The sequence below is a fragment of the Mycobacterium sp. OAE908 genome (assembly GCF_017872775.1).
Classification (GTDB): Bacteria; Actinomycetota; Actinomycetes; order Mycobacteriales; family Mycobacteriaceae; genus Mycobacterium.
On the sequence record NZ_JAGGJL010000001.1, the window covers coordinates 4,385,738 to 4,399,952 of the forward strand.

Below are 14,215 nucleotides of genomic sequence, written 5' to 3' on the forward strand. Positions count from 1 at the left end.
CCACCGCTGACGCCTCTAGAGATGGAGATGTAGTGGCAGGTAAGGCCCGTGTACACGAGTTGGCCAAGGAACTCGGTGTCACTAGTAAGGAAGTTCTCGCCCGACTGAGCGAACAGGGCGAATTCGTCAAATCCGCGTCCTCCACGGTGGAGGCACCCGTCGCGCGTCGACTGCGCGAATCATTCGGTGGCGCAAAGCCCGCAGCGGAGAAGGTCAAGGCCGACGGCAACGGCTCGCCGGCCAAGCCGGCAGCGGCAAAGGCCGCGCCCGCGAAGCCGGCCGCCCCCAAGCCCGCGGCCCCCGCAGCTCCGGTGGAACCGGCGCCAGCGCCCCCTCCCGCGGCAGCTGCACCAGCAGCCCCGCCGGCGGCGCCGCCGACGCCCGCAGCTCCGGCCGCGCCCACCCCAGGCGCAACGCCCGGCGCCACTCCTGGCCCGCGGCCAGGCCCGGCGCCCAAGCCCGCTGCGCGCACGCCGCGCGTCGGCAACAACCCGTTCTCTTCCGCGCAGCCCGTTGACCGGCCGATTCCTCGTCCGCAGGGTCCGCGCCCCGGTCCCGGTGCGCCGCGGCCGGGTGCGCCGCGGCCAGGCATGTCGCCTGGCAACATGCCCCCGCGTCCCGGCGGACCCCGTCCGCCGGCCGGTGGTCGTCCAGGCGGGCCGCGTCCCGGCCCCGGCGGTCGTCCTGCGCCAGGTGGCGCCGGTCGTCCTGGCGGTGGCGGCGGCGGTAACTACCGCGGCGGCGGTGCAGGCGGCGGTGGCGGTGCTCCCGCGGGCGCCGGCGGTGGCTACCGCGGTCGTCCTGGTGGCGGTGGCGGCGGACGCCCAGGTCAGCGCGGCGGAGCGGCCGGTGCATTCGGTCGTCCCGGCGGCGCGCCGAAGCGTGGCCGCAAGTCGAAGCGGGCGAAACGCGCCGAGTACGAAAACATGCAGGCGCCGGTCGTCGGTGGCGTGCGGCTGCCGCACGGCAACGGCGAGACCATCCGGCTGGCCCGCGGCGCGTCGCTGTCCGACTTCGCCGAGAAGATCGACGCCAACCCGGCCTCGCTGGTGCAGGCGCTGTTCAACCTCGGCGAGATGGTGACCGCCACCCAGTCGGTGGGTGACGAGACGCTCGAGCTGCTCGGCAGCGAGATGAACTACGTCGTGCAGGTCGTGTCTCCGGAAGACGAGGACCGCGAGCTGCTCGAGTCGTTCGACCTCACCTACGGCGAGGACGAAGGCGGCGAGGAAGACCTCGAGACCCGCCCGCCGGTGGTCACCGTCATGGGTCACGTCGACCACGGCAAGACCCGACTGCTGGACACCATCCGTCAGGCCAACGTCCGCGAGGAAGAGGCAGGCGGCATCACCCAGCACATCGGCGCCTACCAGGTCGAGGTCGACCTCGACGGCACGATCCGGCCGATCACCTTCATCGACACCCCGGGTCACGAGGCGTTCACCGCCATGCGTGCCCGCGGCGCGAAGGCCACCGACATCGCGATCCTGGTGGTCGCCGCCGACGACGGTGTGATGCCGCAGACGGTGGAGGCGGTCAACCACGCGCAGGCGGCCGACGTGCCGATCGTGGTGGCGGTCAACAAGATCGACAAGGAAGGTGCCGATCCGCAGAAGATCCGCGGGCAGCTGACCGAATACGGTTTGGTGCCAGAGGAATTCGGCGGTGACACGATGTTCGTCGACATCTCCGCCAAGCAGGGCACCAACATCGAGGCCCTGCTCGAGGCGGTCGTGCTGACCGCCGATGCCTCCCTGGACCTGCGGGCAAACCCCGACATGGAAGCCCAGGGTGTTGCGATCGAGGCGCACCTGGACCGTGGCCGCGGTCCCGTGGCGACCGTGCTGATTCAGCGCGGCACGCTGCGCGTCGGCGATTCGGTGGTGGCAGGCGACGCCTACGGTCGCGTGCGCCGCATGGTCGACGAGCACGGCGAGGACGTCGAGGCGGCGCTGCCGTCGCGGCCGGTGCAGGTCATCGGCTTCACGTCGGTGCCGGGCGCAGGCGACAACTTCCTCGTCGTCGACGAGGACCGCATCGCCCGCCAGATCGCCGACCGGCGCAGCGCGCGCAAGCGCAACGCACTGGCCGCGCGTACCCGCAAGCGGATCAGCCTGGAGGACCTGGATTCGGCGCTGAAGGAAACCAGCCAGCTGAACCTGATCCTCAAGGGCGACAACGCGGGCACCGTCGAGGCGCTGGAGGAAGCGCTGCTGGGCATCCAGGTCGACGACGAGGTCGAACTGCGCGTCATCGACCGCGGCGTCGGCGGCGTCACCGAGACCAACGTCAACCTGGCGTCGGCCTCGGACGCGATCATCATCGGGTTCAACGTCCGCGCCGAGGGCAAGGCCACCGAACTCGCCAACCGCGAGGGTGTGGAGATCCGGTACTACTCGGTGATCTACCAGGCCATCGACGAGATCGAGAGCGCGCTCAAGGGCATGCTCAAGCCGATCTACGAGGAGCGCGAACTCGGTCGCGCCGAGATCCGGGCGATCTTCCGGAGCTCGAAGGTCGGCAACATCGCCGGCTGCCTGGTCACCTCGGGCGTCATGCGCCGCAACGCCAAGGCGCGTCTGCTCCGCGACAGTGTCGTGGTCGCCGAGAACCTCACGGTGTCGTCGCTCAAGCGCGAGAAGGATGACGCGACCGAGGTGCGCGACGGCTACGAGTGTGGTTTGACGCTGACGTACTCCGACATCAAGGAGGGCGACGTGATCGAGACCTACGAGCTGGTCGAGAAGGCACGTGCCTGATCCGGCGCGTGCACGCCGGCTGGCTAAACGGATCGCGACCATCGTCGCTTCGGCGATCGAGTTCGAGATCAAGGATCCGCGGCTGGCCGGCGTGACGATCACCGACGCCAAGGTCACCGGTGACCTGCACGACGCGACGCTGTTCTACTCGGTGTTCGGGCGCAATCTCGAGGACGAGCCGGACTACGCCGGTGCGGCGGCGGCGCTGGAGAGCGCGAAGGGCACCCTGCGCACCAGGGTGGGCGCCGCGCTCGGCGTCCGGTTCACTCCGACGTTGGCGTTCGAACGCGACACCGTGCCCGACACGGCGCATCGGATGGAAGATCTGCTCGCTCGCGCGCGGGCCGCAGATGAGGATTTGGCTAGAGTTCGGCAGGGTGCCAAGCATGCGGGCGAGGAAGACCCGTACCGTAAGACCGGGGCTGAGGGTTCGAGCGGGGACCTAGATGACGGGCTTGACGCTGAGGACACCGGTGACCGCAATCGACAAGATGACTGACGCGCCTGTAATCGAAGGCCTGCGCGTCGATGCGCGGCAGGCCGCCGATCTACTGGAGGCGGCCGCCACCGTCAGCGTCGTGTGCCACGTCTATCCCGACGCGGATACCATCGGCGCAGGTCTGGCCCTTGCGTTGGTGCTCGACCATGCGGGCAAGGCCGTCGAGGTGAGTTTCGCCGCGCCCGCTCGGCTACCCGAGTCACTGCAGTCGCTGCCGGGCGGACACCTGCTGGTCGGTCCGGACACGATGCGCCGCGACGCCGATCTCGTCGTCACCGTCGACATCCCGAGCGTCAACCGGCTCGGTGCGCTCGCTGAGCTCGCCGATGTCGGACGCGAGGTGTTGGTGATCGACCACCACGCCTCGAACCTGATGTTCGGCACCGCCAACTACGTCGATCCGTCCGCGGACTCCACCACGATGCTGGTGGCCGAGTTGCTCGATGCGTGGGGCAAGCCGATCGACCTGGGCGTCGCCCACTGCCTGTATGCCGGGCTGATCACCGACACCGGTTCGTTTCGGTGGGCCAGCGCCCGCGCGCATCGGCTCGCCGCCCGGCTGCTGGAGCTCGGAGTGGACAACACTTCGATCAGTCGCGCGCTGCTCGACAGCCACCCGTTCGCGTGGCTGCCGATGTTGTCGCGCGTGCTGTCGTCGGCGCAGCTGTTGCCCGATGCCGCAGGCGGTGCTGGACTGGTGTATGCCGTTGTGACGCACCGGGAATGGGCCAATGCGCGGCCGGAGGAAGTCGAGAGCATCGTCGACATCGTGCGCACCACGCAGCAGGCCGAGGTGTCTGCGGTGTTCAAGGAGATCGAGCCTGCGCACTGGTCGGTGTCGATGCGCGCGAAGTCCTACGACCTCGCCGCGGTCGCCAGTGCCTTCGGTGGCGGCGGGCACCGCCTGGCCGCGGGCTACTCGGCGACCGGATCCATCGACGACGTCGTTCAGGCGCTGTACACCGCTCTTGGCTGAGGGTGACCTCCCGGTAGCCCCGGCCACCGGCCGTCGCATCGCCGCATTGGCGTTCCCCGCGTTGGGGGTGCTGGCCGCAGAACCGATCTACCTGCTCTTCGACATCGCCGTCGTCGGCCGGTTGGGCGCGCTGGCGCTGGCCGGCCTGGCGATCGGCGGACTCATTCTGAGCACGCTGAGCTCGCAGATGACCTTCTTGTCCTACGGCACGACCGCGCGCTCGGCCCGCTTCTTCGGGGCAGGCGACCGCGCCGCTGCCGTCGGCGAGGGAGTCCAGGCCACCTGGCTGGCGCTGGGCTTGGGCGTCGTGATCGTCGTCGTGGTCGAGGCCGCTGCGGTGCCGTTGGTGTCGGCGTTGGCGGCAGGCGGCGGCATCGCGGACGCCGCGTTGCCGTGGGTGCGCATCGCGATTGTCGGCGTGCCCGCGATCCTGTTGTCCGCGGCGGGCAACGGGTGGATGCGCGGCGTGCAGGACACCACGCGGCCGCTGCGCTACGTGGTCGGCGGGTTCGCGGTGTCCGCGGTGCTGTGCCCACTGCTGGTGTACGGCTGGCTCGGCATGCCGCGGATGGAGTTGGCGGGCTCGGCGGTCGCCAACCTGGTGGGGCAGTGGGTGGCTGCGGCGTTCTTTCTACGTTCGCTGCTCGCCGAGCGGGTGCCGCTGCGGGTTCATCCGGCGGTGCTGCGAGCCCAGGTCGTGATGGGTCGTGACCTGGTGCTGCGCACGGTGGCATTCCAGGCGTGTTTCGTATCGGCGGGGGCCGTCGCTGCCCGGTTCGGTGCGGCCGCCGTCGCCGCCCATCAGGTGGTGCTGCAGCTGTGGAATTTCCTTGCGCTGGTGCTTGATTCGTTGGCGATCGCCGCGCAGTCGTTGGTGGGCGCGGCGCTGGGGGCCGGGCAGCTCGCGCATGCGAAGTCCGTGGCGTGGCGGGTGACGATCTTCTCGACGCTGGCTTCGGGGGTGCTGGCCGTCGTCTTCGCGGTCGGCGCGTCGGTGTTCCCGAGCGTTTTCACCGACGACCGCTCGGTGCTCGACGCGATCGGGGTGCCGTGGTGGTTCATGGTGGCCCAATTGCCCATCGCGGGAATCGTTTTCGCGCTCGACGGGGTGCTGCTCGGTGCGGGCGATGCGAAGTTCATGCGCAACGCCACATTGATCAGCGCACTGGTCGGGTTCCTGCCGCTGATTTGGTTGTCGTTGGCGTTCGGCTGGGGGCTGCTCGGAATCTGGTCAGGGCTGAGCACTTTCATGGTGCTGCGGCTGGTGTTCGTGGGCTGGCGGGCGTTCTCCGGACACTGGCTGGTGCCGGGCACGCGCTGACGGTCACATTCGCTGTCACCGTAGGTAACGGCATCGGTCTCGATCGCAACCGTTGATCGTCCGCCAGCCCGGGGCCGCGGGATGCGTCATACGCGGTTCGGTCTAACTGGCGGTCGGAACGTCCACCATCGGTGCGTCGACGTGCGCGCACCCGGCAGCTTCGTCGCCGACCGCAACGGTTCGGCCGGTGGCCGATTCGTTGAATGGGGTGGGCTGTGCGGCGTTGTACGCGGTCAGGGGGACGGTCAGGGCCGCGCTTGCGGCGAGGATGGCGAGGACCTTCTGGTAGTTGCGAACGTTGTTCATGGTGGTAGGAGTCGCAACCGCGGGGTGCTCGCACACTTTTTTCGATGAATTTTGCGGCGGGTGTTACGGAGCGGTCCCTCGGTTGCCGGATCCGCCGCCACCGCCACTCGGCGGGGCCGGATTGCTCGCGGTCGCCGTCGGCGCGTACGACGACGGGCTCCTGGTCACCGGGGTCGGCCGACCCTGCGAAGACGGTGCGACCTGCGGTGGTGACTCCGACGCCGAAGGAGGCGGTTCGGTCGGGATCAGCACGGGTGCGTCGGACGGTGACATCGGAGCCACGGGCGGCGGGGGCGGCGCCGGCGCGGTGGTCTGCGACGGCGGTGCGACGGCGGGGACCGTGGCCTGGGTGGTGGTTGGATTTTCGGTGATCTCGGTGGGCAGCACCGAGACGGGTTTCCCGTTCAGCCACGCCAGCAGTAGCGCGGTGGCAGCACCCAGCACGACGACCAAAACCGCGGCGAGCAGGAGCCGTCGGCGGCGGTCGTCGGTTTCAGAGGCGCCGGCGTCGCTGTCGTCGATGCCCGACTGCCCAGCGATGGCACTGGTGTGACAGACGAGTTGGATGTCGTTGATCGTCTTGTCGCGCAACCACTTCGGGGCTGGAATGAACGCCGGTGCAGCGGCCAGCAAGGCACTGGGGCTGACCAATCGACGCCGTTCGTCGTCGCACTCTTGGCACGACTCGATGTGGCGCGCAACGCGTTTGCGCATGAGCACACTGAACTGTCCGTTCCAGCCCGCGAGGATCTGGCCGAGCTCGTCGCAGCCGCCCGATGCCCGTCGTCCGCGGCACACGAGCAGTGCGCCGAGCGAGCGTTCGACGGTCTGCCGCAACCGGTGCACCAGCGTGTTGGCGTTGGTGTGGCTGACCCCGAGAGCTTCGGCGAGCTCTGGGCCGTCGAGGCCCTGGCGGAAAGCGAGATCAAAGACCGCGCGGTCGCGGTCCGTCAACCCGCCTGCGGCCTCTGCGATCAGGTCGGCGAGTTCGGTGCGGGCGGCAAGCGTGTCGGGGCCGGCATCCTCTGACTGGACATCGGGCAACTCCTCCGACGGTGCCTCCCGGCGCAGCTCCCGCAGTCGACCAAGGGCTTCGTTGCGGGCGATCGAATACAGCCACGGCCGCAGTTTGTCGGGGTCCCGCAGCTGCGGCAGGCGAGTGGCAGCCACGCAGAACGTCTCCTGGACGCAGTCGGCGGCAGCGTCGTAATCACGCAACATTCCGACGCAGAAGTCGTACAACCGGTCGGCGTAGCGGTCGTAGATCGCAGCGAATGCCGCGCGGTCACCGGCCAAGCTGCCGCGCACCAGGTCCGCGTCAGTGTCGCGCGGGTCGACGGTGTCCAAATTCGGTACCGCAGTCACGACGCCTCCTCATCGCCTCAACTCTCGACAGTGCAGCAACCTGTGAGATTACTGGCAATGCCGCCTTGTTCGCAGCAAACCTCACGGCACACTCGGCGCGGGCGGGCTGACCGCGATGTCCGACGGGCCGCTGAATTGACCGGCAGGGCCACCGGGGCCGCCGGGATCGCTGCCCGGCCACTGCGGCCACGGCGCCAATGGTGGCAGCGTAGGCAGCGGCGGCATCGGCGGTAGTGCAGGTGGCGACGTCACTGGCGGTTGCGAAACCGGCGGCGGTGCAACCACTGTCGGCTCGGCCGTAGGTTTCGGCATGACTGTGATCTGCGGTGCGGGCGCTGCCGGTGCGGCCGCAGTCGGCTGGGCGCTCACCGGCGGTGGCGGCGGTGGCGCTTCGACGCTTGGCTCAGCCTTCGGAGGAGCAGCCACTTGGCTGACCTCGATCGACCCCCGCGGCGTCGTCTGCTGATTCATGAACACGACTGTCACCCCGAGCACGGCGAGCAGGGCGGCGACAAACGCGACGACCGGGGTCAACCAGCCATTGTTGTTGCCGCCCACGGGTGTCGCCTCGCACGTCAGTTGAATCTCGTTCAGCGTGCGCTCGCGAAGCCAGGCGGGCGCCGGGACGAAGGCCGGAGCGGCCCCGAGAAGCGCGACCGGGCTGACAAGCCGCCGCCGTTCCTCTTCGCAGACGTCACACGACTCGATGTGGCGTGAGATGCGTTTGCGCATAAGGACATTGAACTGTCCATCCCAACCGTCGAGCATCGCCGCCAGCTCGGCGCAGCCGCCGATGTTTCGGCAACGACGTGACACCAGCAGCGCCCCCAGCGAACGCTGGATGGTTTCGCGCAGCCGATGCACGATTGTGTTCGCGTTACTGGGGCTGATCCCCAGCGCTTCGGCAAGGCACGGCCCGTTGAGACCGTGACGGAACGCCAACTCCAGGACGGCACGGTCGCGGTCGGACAACCCGCCCGCGGCGTCGGCGATCAGATCGCCGAGTTCCAGGCGGGCTGCCAACGTCTCTGGACCAGGTTCAGCGGACTCGGTTTCGGGCAGCTCCTCGGAGGGAGTTTCCCTGCGGCGCTGACGGATTCGCCGCAACGCTTCGTTGCGGGCGATCGAATACAGCCAGGGCCGCAGCCGGTCCGGGTCTCGCAGCTTTGGCAGCTCGGTCGCTGCGATGCAGAAGACGTCCTGCACGCAGTCCGCGGCGCCGTCCCGGTCGGCGAGCATGCCTGCGCAGAAGTCGTGCAGCCGGTCGGCGTGGCGGTCGTATATCGCAGCGAATGCTCGCTTGTCGCCTGCCGCGGAAGCCCTTGCCAGGTCGGCGTCGCTCTCGGACGCGCCGACCGTGTCCCAGTGCGCTACCGCCGTCGTCACGACGACAGCCCGAGATCCGGGACGATGCCCGACGGCGGCTCCGGCTTCGGATCGGGTTTCGGCACCGGCGCCTTGGGCAGGTCGGGAAAATCCACCGGCGGCTGCGGCTCGGGCTGTTCGAAGTCGCCGGGTCCTGGCGGTAGGGGTTTCGGAAAAACCGATGTGGGCAGGGGTTCGTTGATCTCGGGCTCATCGGCAGGCGCCGGGGTCGGGATCTCGACCACCGTGGTCGCCGCGGGCGAAGTGGGCACGTTCGCGGGCGGGGTGACGATGGCAGGCGCAGCGACTGGAGCCGTCGCAACGATCGTCGGCAGCGGCGCCTGCGTGGTCGGCGCGACGACCACGGCGGGTTGCGGGGCCGTGCTACCCGGTACGACGACCACGTCATCAGCCGGTGTCAGGTCGACGAACGTCAATGCCAGTGCGGCGCCGACACCGATCCCGCCTGCCAACGCGAACGCGAGGACGGCGTGCTTGCCATTTGAGCGCGGCGCGTCCGGCGTGAAGCCGTCGTCGACTTCGTGATCGGGCCGGCCGAGCGGGCTCGACGCCCACGCGGCGGCAACGGTGTGAGCATTCGGGTCGGTGTCGTACGCGGTGGTCATGGCTGGTTCCTCGGTGTGCTTTCGCCGCCCCGGTTGGGCTGCGGTTACAGGTAGGAGCGTCGACCACGCGCTCCTCGCACACTTTTCTGCGGAACTATTTCTTGGCGCGCGCGATCACGGCCCAGCCGAACTCGTTGGTGCGCACGTCTATCTGCTCAAACCCGGCGTCTGCCAGCCGGGATGGCAGCGAAGACGGATCGACCGGGTTGTAGGTGTCGTCCTCGTGATGTGCCGCGAGCTCGTCGCTGCCCAGGCTGTCGCTGGCCACCAGCGCACCGCCGGGCCGCAGCACCCGGGCCACCTCGGCGAACAGCTTGTCCTGCAGCTCAACGGTCGGCACGTGATGCAGCATCGTGAAGCAGGCCGCGCCGGTGAAGCTGTCGTCGGCGTAGTCGAGCGACGTCGCGTCGCCATGCACGATATGCACCGACGGCACGTCGGCGAACCGGTCCGTCAGCATCGCGGCGAGCTGGTCGTCGATCTCGACCGACGTGAGCCGCTGCGCCGACTGGCTCAACACATCGGTCGTCGCGCCGTAACCGGGGCCGACCTCGAGCACGTTGTCGCCGAGATCCGTCTCGCCCAATGCCCACGGCAGGATGACCTCTCGGATCGCCTGCCGCCATTCGTCGCTGCCGCACGCCTCGTGTGCCTTGTTCATCGCACTTGCGCCCGTCCCCGCTGCAGCACCGCGTCGCGGTTGGCGGCGATGTCGTCACCGGTGGCCGAACTCATCCACTGCTTGGCCGAGGCCGCCTCGATCCACAGGCCCGCGTCGGTCTGCGACGCGTCGATGCGGTGATACGACGCGAGCAGCGCACGCACCGCGTTCTGATTGTTGCCGACGATCGACGCGGCGACCTTTCGCGCCGTCGGCAGCAACTCGTCGTGCGGAACCACCTCGGTCACCAGCCCGGCTCGCAGCGCGTCGGCCGCAGACAGATAGTCACCGGTCAAGCTCATCCGACGGGCCAGCCCGACGCCGACTTTCTGCGGCAACCGGACGCTGAGCCCCCAGGTGGGCAGCAGCCCGACACGGGCGTGGGTGTCGGCGAAGCGGGCCTGCTCCGAGGCGATCAGGATGTCGCAGTACAGCGCGATTTCCAGCCCGCCGGTCACGGCTGCACCGTTGATCGCGCCGATCACCGGCTTGGCCATCGGCGGCCACTGCGGCGAGATGTCGGGCAACTGCTTGGTATCGCCCAATTCCTTGAGGTCCAAGCCGGCGCAGAACACCGGGTCGGCGCCGGTGACGATGACGACGTCGACGTCCGCGTCGGCCTCTGCATCGCGCAGCGCGCCGAAGAAACGCGTGCGCAGTTCGGCAGACAACGCATTGCGGGACTGCGGGCGGTTCAGCGTCAGCGTCCGGACCCGGTCCTGCGTTTCGATGCGCAGTACGTCGGTGTTGTTGGTCATGGATGGAATCTATCGTGGGGGTCATGTGCCGAAACATCACGGAGCTACGTGGCCTGGAACCGGCGGCGACGGCTGAGGAGATCGAGGCCGCGGCCCGCCAATACGTTCGCAAGGTCAGCGGCATGACCCGCCCGACGGGCGCCAATGTCGAGGTCTTCGAGGCCGCGGTCGCCGAAGTCACCGAGGTCACCACCCGGCTGTTGGCAGGCCTGGCGCCGCGACGCCAGCCGCCGAAGACCGTTCCGCCACTGCGTCGGCCGGAGGTGCGGGCCAGGCTCGCAGCCACATGACGGCGGCCCTCAAGGAGTGGAGCGCTGCGGTACACGCGTTGCTCGACGGCAGGCAGACGATTCTGCTGCGCAAGGGCGGCATCCACGAAAAGCGCTTCGATGTCGCAGCTTCGCGCTTCCTGCTGTTTCCGACAGTCGCCCACAGCCACGCCGAACGGGTGCGCCCCGAACACCGCGACCTGCTGGCCGTGGCGGCCGCAGACAGCACCGACGATGCGCTGGTGGTGCGGGCAGGCGCGAAAGTGGTTGCCGCCGTTGAAGTCAACCGGCCCGAGGTGCTCGACGAGATCGCGTCGCTGCACATCTGGACAGCCGAATCCGTCAAAGAAGACCGGCTCGACTTTCGGCCGAAGCACCGGCTGACCGTGCTTGTCGCGCAGGCCTGTCCGCTGGTCGAGCCCGTTCGGCTGGAGCGCGCGCCCGAGTACGCAGGCTGTAAGAGTTGGGTTCCGCTGCCGCTCGACCCGGACTGGGCGCCGCCGGTGCACGACGCGGCGACGCTGGCCGAAATCGCCGATCGAGTGCGTAGTTCGGTGGGTTGACGACCGGTCCCGTTCTGCCCGGCCGGAAAAAGTCTTTCGAAAAAGTGTCAGACCCGCACTGGGTCGCTCCTCCTACCTGTACACGCAGCCCGTCGGGGGCAGCGCCACATCAAGGAGAGCACCCATGAACGTCACCAAGATTCGGAACAGGTTTGCGGCAGGCGTCGTCGGCGCTGCGATTGTCGCGGCACCCGCGCTGCTGATCGGGGCGGGGACCGCGCAGGCGGCATCGAACCTCGATCCGCACCCCGCGATGACGATCACCATCGAGCATCCGGGCCACATTGCGATCCAGGTCGAACCGGCACCCGTTTCGGCTCCGATTGTCTGGGGCCAATACGACTCGCCCACTTACATTTTGAACGACTGAGCAGACGGTGGACGCGGGCCGGCGGGCAGCACCAGTCGCGAGGTACCACCCTCACCGAGATGCACGGTGTGCGTTGCCGCCGCGAGACGTCGTCCGCTGCTCAGCGGCTCCCCGGTGCCGAGATTGCGGGCGAACCTCGGATGAGATCCGCCCGCGATCAGCACCCGGATGCGGGTCCCTGCGCGGAAACGGTGGGCGATCGCGTCGAGCTCGATCCGAATGTTACGCGAATCCGTTGTCCCGCAGACATATCCATCGCTCACATTGCGCGACCGCCCGCGTGCGTCCACCTCGCTGATCCGGACGAACAGGTCGTTGTAGCGGTTGTCACACGAGTGCGACAGGTGCAGCAACGGAGTTCCGACGGCGTAGAGGTCCGCAAGCAGCGGGGCGGTGGTGAACGTCAAAACGTCCGCGCGCTGGGCAAGTCGAGTGTCGTTGCGGTAGCCGCCTTCTGGCGACAGCAGCCGACCGCCGACGCTCGGCGTCGGGTCGCCGGGGTCGTAGGTGAAACTCGACGGGGGAGTGTCCTGATCGGGCGCGGCGGCGCCGAGGTGGCCAGCAGGCCGCAGATACAACACCTGCTCCGGCATCGTGGGCGGCCAGTCGTCGAGCTCCTGCCAGCCGTGGCCGTTGATGTGGATTCGCAGCGGCTTGCGCGTCACCTGTCGGGTGCCCGCCAGGTGAGCGTCCAACCACTCCAACGATTCCCGGATGACCGTCGGTGCGCCCTTGGTCGTCATCTGGGTGTGGGTCCACGGCCCGATCGTGACGGCGACCGGCACGTGGCGTTCGCGCAGGCGTTGATACTGCGCCAGCGTCTGCTCGAGGAACACGTCCTGCCACCCGCTGAGCAGCAGCACCGGGATCTGCGTGCGTTCCAGCGCCTGGTGCAACTGCAGCGGCGCCCAGTGCGGGTCGTCGTACTCGGGATGCTCGAGCCACGACTCGAACCACGGTGCGCCAGTGCCCAACAGCGTGCGGCCCGATTCCCCGACCGGCAGCGCGCCCGTCGCTCGAGCCAGCGCACGTCGCGCGCGTACCTGGCGGACGAGGGCGCGGATACCGCGGGGCTCCTCCTGGTGGGCGACCATGTCGGACCAGCCGAGGAAGTCGTTGAGGCCGAACGATCCGGTACCCCAGCGTGGGCCGCTCAGGTCGTGCGGGCCGACGGTGATGACCGCGGCCGTCATCTCGGGTGGCGGATCGGTGAGCAGCGCCCACTGGGTGAAGCCGAGGTACGAGACTCCCACAGTGGCGAATGACCCGGTGAACCACGGTTGGTCCCGCAGCCATGCTGCGGTGTCCGCGCCGTCGGCGATCTCGTTGACCATCGGATCGAACTCGCCACCGGAGCCGAATGTGCCTCTGACGCTTTGGAAGACGACGTGATAGCCACGTGTCGCATAGATGTGCGCGAACAACGTCGAGAACGGCCAGCCACGACCGTACGGCCCGCGGATCAGAAGTGTGCCTGCCGGGCCGGCCGTCAGAGGTTCGTAGTGGTCGGCGATCAACTCGATGCCATCGCGCATCGGTACTCGCAGGCCGCGGTTAACCCGGTAGTCGGTGGTGTGTGGCGGCAGCTTCAGCAGCGTGCTGACCGCGCGGCCCGCGTACTTCTTGACTGTGGAGCGAAGCGGTGACGACGAAGGAGCGGTGGTTACTGCGGTCACCTAACAAATTCTACGGAAGCGGACCGCCCTAGAACTTGTAGTAGTTGCTCAGCTCGCGGCCGCGCTGCAGGTTGGTCTGCAGGCAGTCGACGTCATCGGCGGCGTAGATCGGGGAGTAGAACAGTGTCTGCTGGATGACGCCGTAGCTGGTCTTGTAGGCGATGGCGCACGTGATCCACCACCGGTCGTTCCAGTCGGTCGGCTTCATGATCCAGTACTGCGCCGCGCGGTGCCCGTTGATGTCCAGCTCGAGGGCATCAGGCGGGATCGTTTCCTCGTAGGTTCGCCAAACGAACGCCTCGACCGCCATTTGGTAGTTCCCGGCGTCGAAGTGGCAGCGCAGACCTTCCTCGGGCGTGGGAGGTGTGGCGGCCAGGCCGATCCGCTGAATCACGTCGATCGGAATGTCCTGACAGGGATCGAAGGGCTTCGGGTCGACGGTATCGACCACCGGCCACTTGATGGACGTGGTGACATTGGTCATCGGGATATCGGTCGCCTCAACCCGCAGTGGGCCCGACGGGTTCGACTGCCAGACCATGATCACCGCCGCGACCAGCGCGCACAGCGCAGACAGCAGGCGAAGTTTGGCGACCATCACACCCCTCACATTCGTCCCGACCCTGCGGGGAGTGTAGCGGCCCGCCGCTGCCGCCCGGACGGGAAACAGGAACATGTTCTAGTTGCGGGTCCGGGTGCTC

Annotated in this window: 15 protein-coding genes; 7 read left to right on the forward strand and 8 right to left on the reverse strand. The window is 68.4% G+C overall.

Annotation, left to right across the window (positions count from 1 at the left end; all coding sequences use genetic code 11):
* Positions 1 to 32: 32 nt before the first annotated feature.
* From infB to J3E61_RS21645, 4 genes are read left to right on the forward strand one after another with little or no spacing between them, the layout of a single operon-like run.
* Positions 33 to 2,759, forward strand: coding sequence for a translation initiation factor IF-2 (infB, locus tag J3E61_RS21630; RefSeq protein ID WP_192721014.1), 2,727 nt, complete (start codon positions 33 to 35; stop codon positions 2,757 to 2,759).
* The gene (rbfA, locus tag J3E61_RS21635; protein ID WP_192721013.1) at positions 2,752 to 3,258 is read left to right on the forward strand and encodes a 30S ribosome-binding factor RbfA; all 507 of its coding nucleotides are present in this window, start codon (positions 2,752 to 2,754) and stop codon (positions 3,256 to 3,258) included. The genes infB and rbfA overlap by 8 nt, the downstream gene beginning before the upstream one ends.
* Entirely contained in the window at positions 3,251 to 4,234 is a 984-nt protein-coding gene (locus J3E61_RS21640) for a bifunctional oligoribonuclease/PAP phosphatase NrnA (RefSeq protein ID WP_210085652.1), read from the forward strand. Before rbfA ends, J3E61_RS21640 begins: the two co-directional genes overlap by 8 nt.
* Positions 4,227 to 5,555, forward strand: coding sequence for an MATE family efflux transporter (locus tag J3E61_RS21645; RefSeq protein WP_210084924.1), 1,329 nt, complete (start codon positions 4,227 to 4,229; stop codon positions 5,553 to 5,555). The genes J3E61_RS21640 and J3E61_RS21645 overlap by 8 nt, the downstream gene beginning before the upstream one ends.
* 102 nt (positions 5,556 to 5,657) lie before the next feature.
* On the opposite strand, the gene J3E61_RS21650 is transcribed toward J3E61_RS21645, so the two are convergent.
* From J3E61_RS21650 to J3E61_RS21675, 6 genes are all read right to left on the reverse strand, one after another.
* Positions 5,658 to 5,861: a hypothetical protein gene (locus J3E61_RS21650; RefSeq protein WP_192721011.1), complete on the reverse strand. Its 204-nt coding sequence runs from the start codon at positions 5,859 to 5,861 to the stop codon at positions 5,658 to 5,660.
* A gap of 63 nt (positions 5,862 to 5,924) precedes the next feature.
* The gene (locus tag J3E61_RS21655; protein ID WP_210084925.1) at positions 5,925 to 7,226 is read right to left on the reverse strand and encodes a sigma-70 family RNA polymerase sigma factor; all 1,302 of its coding nucleotides are present in this window, start codon (positions 7,224 to 7,226) and stop codon (positions 5,925 to 5,927) included.
* A gap of 81 nt (positions 7,227 to 7,307) precedes the next feature.
* Positions 7,308 to 8,612 carry a sigma-70 family RNA polymerase sigma factor gene (locus J3E61_RS21660; protein ID WP_210084926.1) on the reverse strand — a complete coding sequence of 435 codons (1,305 nt, stop codon included), beginning with the start codon at positions 8,610 to 8,612 and terminating at the stop codon, positions 7,308 to 7,310.
* Positions 8,609 to 9,217 (reverse strand): hypothetical protein, encoded by a 609-nt coding sequence (locus J3E61_RS21665; protein ID WP_210084927.1) that lies wholly within the window; start codon positions 9,215 to 9,217, stop codon positions 8,609 to 8,611. Before J3E61_RS21665 ends, J3E61_RS21660 begins: the two co-directional genes overlap by 4 nt.
* Positions 9,218 to 9,311: 94 nt before the next feature.
* The gene (locus J3E61_RS21670; RefSeq protein ID WP_192721009.1) at positions 9,312 to 9,878 is read right to left on the reverse strand and encodes a methyltransferase domain-containing protein; all 567 of its coding nucleotides are present in this window, start codon (positions 9,876 to 9,878) and stop codon (positions 9,312 to 9,314) included.
* A complete protein-coding gene (locus J3E61_RS21675; protein WP_192721008.1) occupies positions 9,875 to 10,636 on the reverse strand; it encodes an enoyl-CoA hydratase in 762 nt (253 codons plus the stop codon). The genes J3E61_RS21670 and J3E61_RS21675 overlap by 4 nt, the downstream gene beginning before the upstream one ends.
* 23 nt (positions 10,637 to 10,659) lie before the next feature.
* Between J3E61_RS21675 and J3E61_RS21680 the strand changes: the two genes are divergently transcribed.
* The 3 genes from J3E61_RS21680 (at position 10,660) to J3E61_RS21690 (ending at position 11,838) form a co-directional block, all read left to right on the forward strand.
* A complete protein-coding gene (locus tag J3E61_RS21680; RefSeq protein WP_210084928.1) occupies positions 10,660 to 10,926 on the forward strand; it encodes a DUF2277 family protein in 267 nt (88 codons plus the stop codon).
* A complete protein-coding gene (locus J3E61_RS21685; protein WP_210084929.1) occupies positions 10,923 to 11,468 on the forward strand; it encodes a DUF1802 family protein in 546 nt (181 codons plus the stop codon). The genes J3E61_RS21680 and J3E61_RS21685 overlap by 4 nt, the downstream gene beginning before the upstream one ends.
* Before the next feature lie 124 nt (positions 11,469 to 11,592).
* Positions 11,593 to 11,838, forward strand: a complete 246-nt coding sequence (locus J3E61_RS21690) for a hypothetical protein (RefSeq protein WP_210084930.1) — start codon at positions 11,593 to 11,595, stop codon at positions 11,836 to 11,838.
* Here J3E61_RS21690 and J3E61_RS21695 read toward each other — a convergent pair.
* Both J3E61_RS21695 and J3E61_RS21700 read right to left on the reverse strand, forming a co-directional pair.
* Positions 11,820 to 13,514, reverse strand: coding sequence for a CocE/NonD family hydrolase (locus J3E61_RS21695; protein WP_210084931.1), 1,695 nt, complete (start codon positions 13,512 to 13,514; stop codon positions 11,820 to 11,822). The genes J3E61_RS21690 and J3E61_RS21695 overlap by 19 nt on opposite strands.
* Before the next feature lie 28 nt (positions 13,515 to 13,542).
* Positions 13,543 to 14,112 (reverse strand): DUF3558 domain-containing protein, encoded by a 570-nt coding sequence (locus J3E61_RS21700; RefSeq protein ID WP_210084932.1) that lies wholly within the window; start codon positions 14,110 to 14,112, stop codon positions 13,543 to 13,545.
* Positions 14,113 to 14,215: the final 103 nt, after the last annotated feature.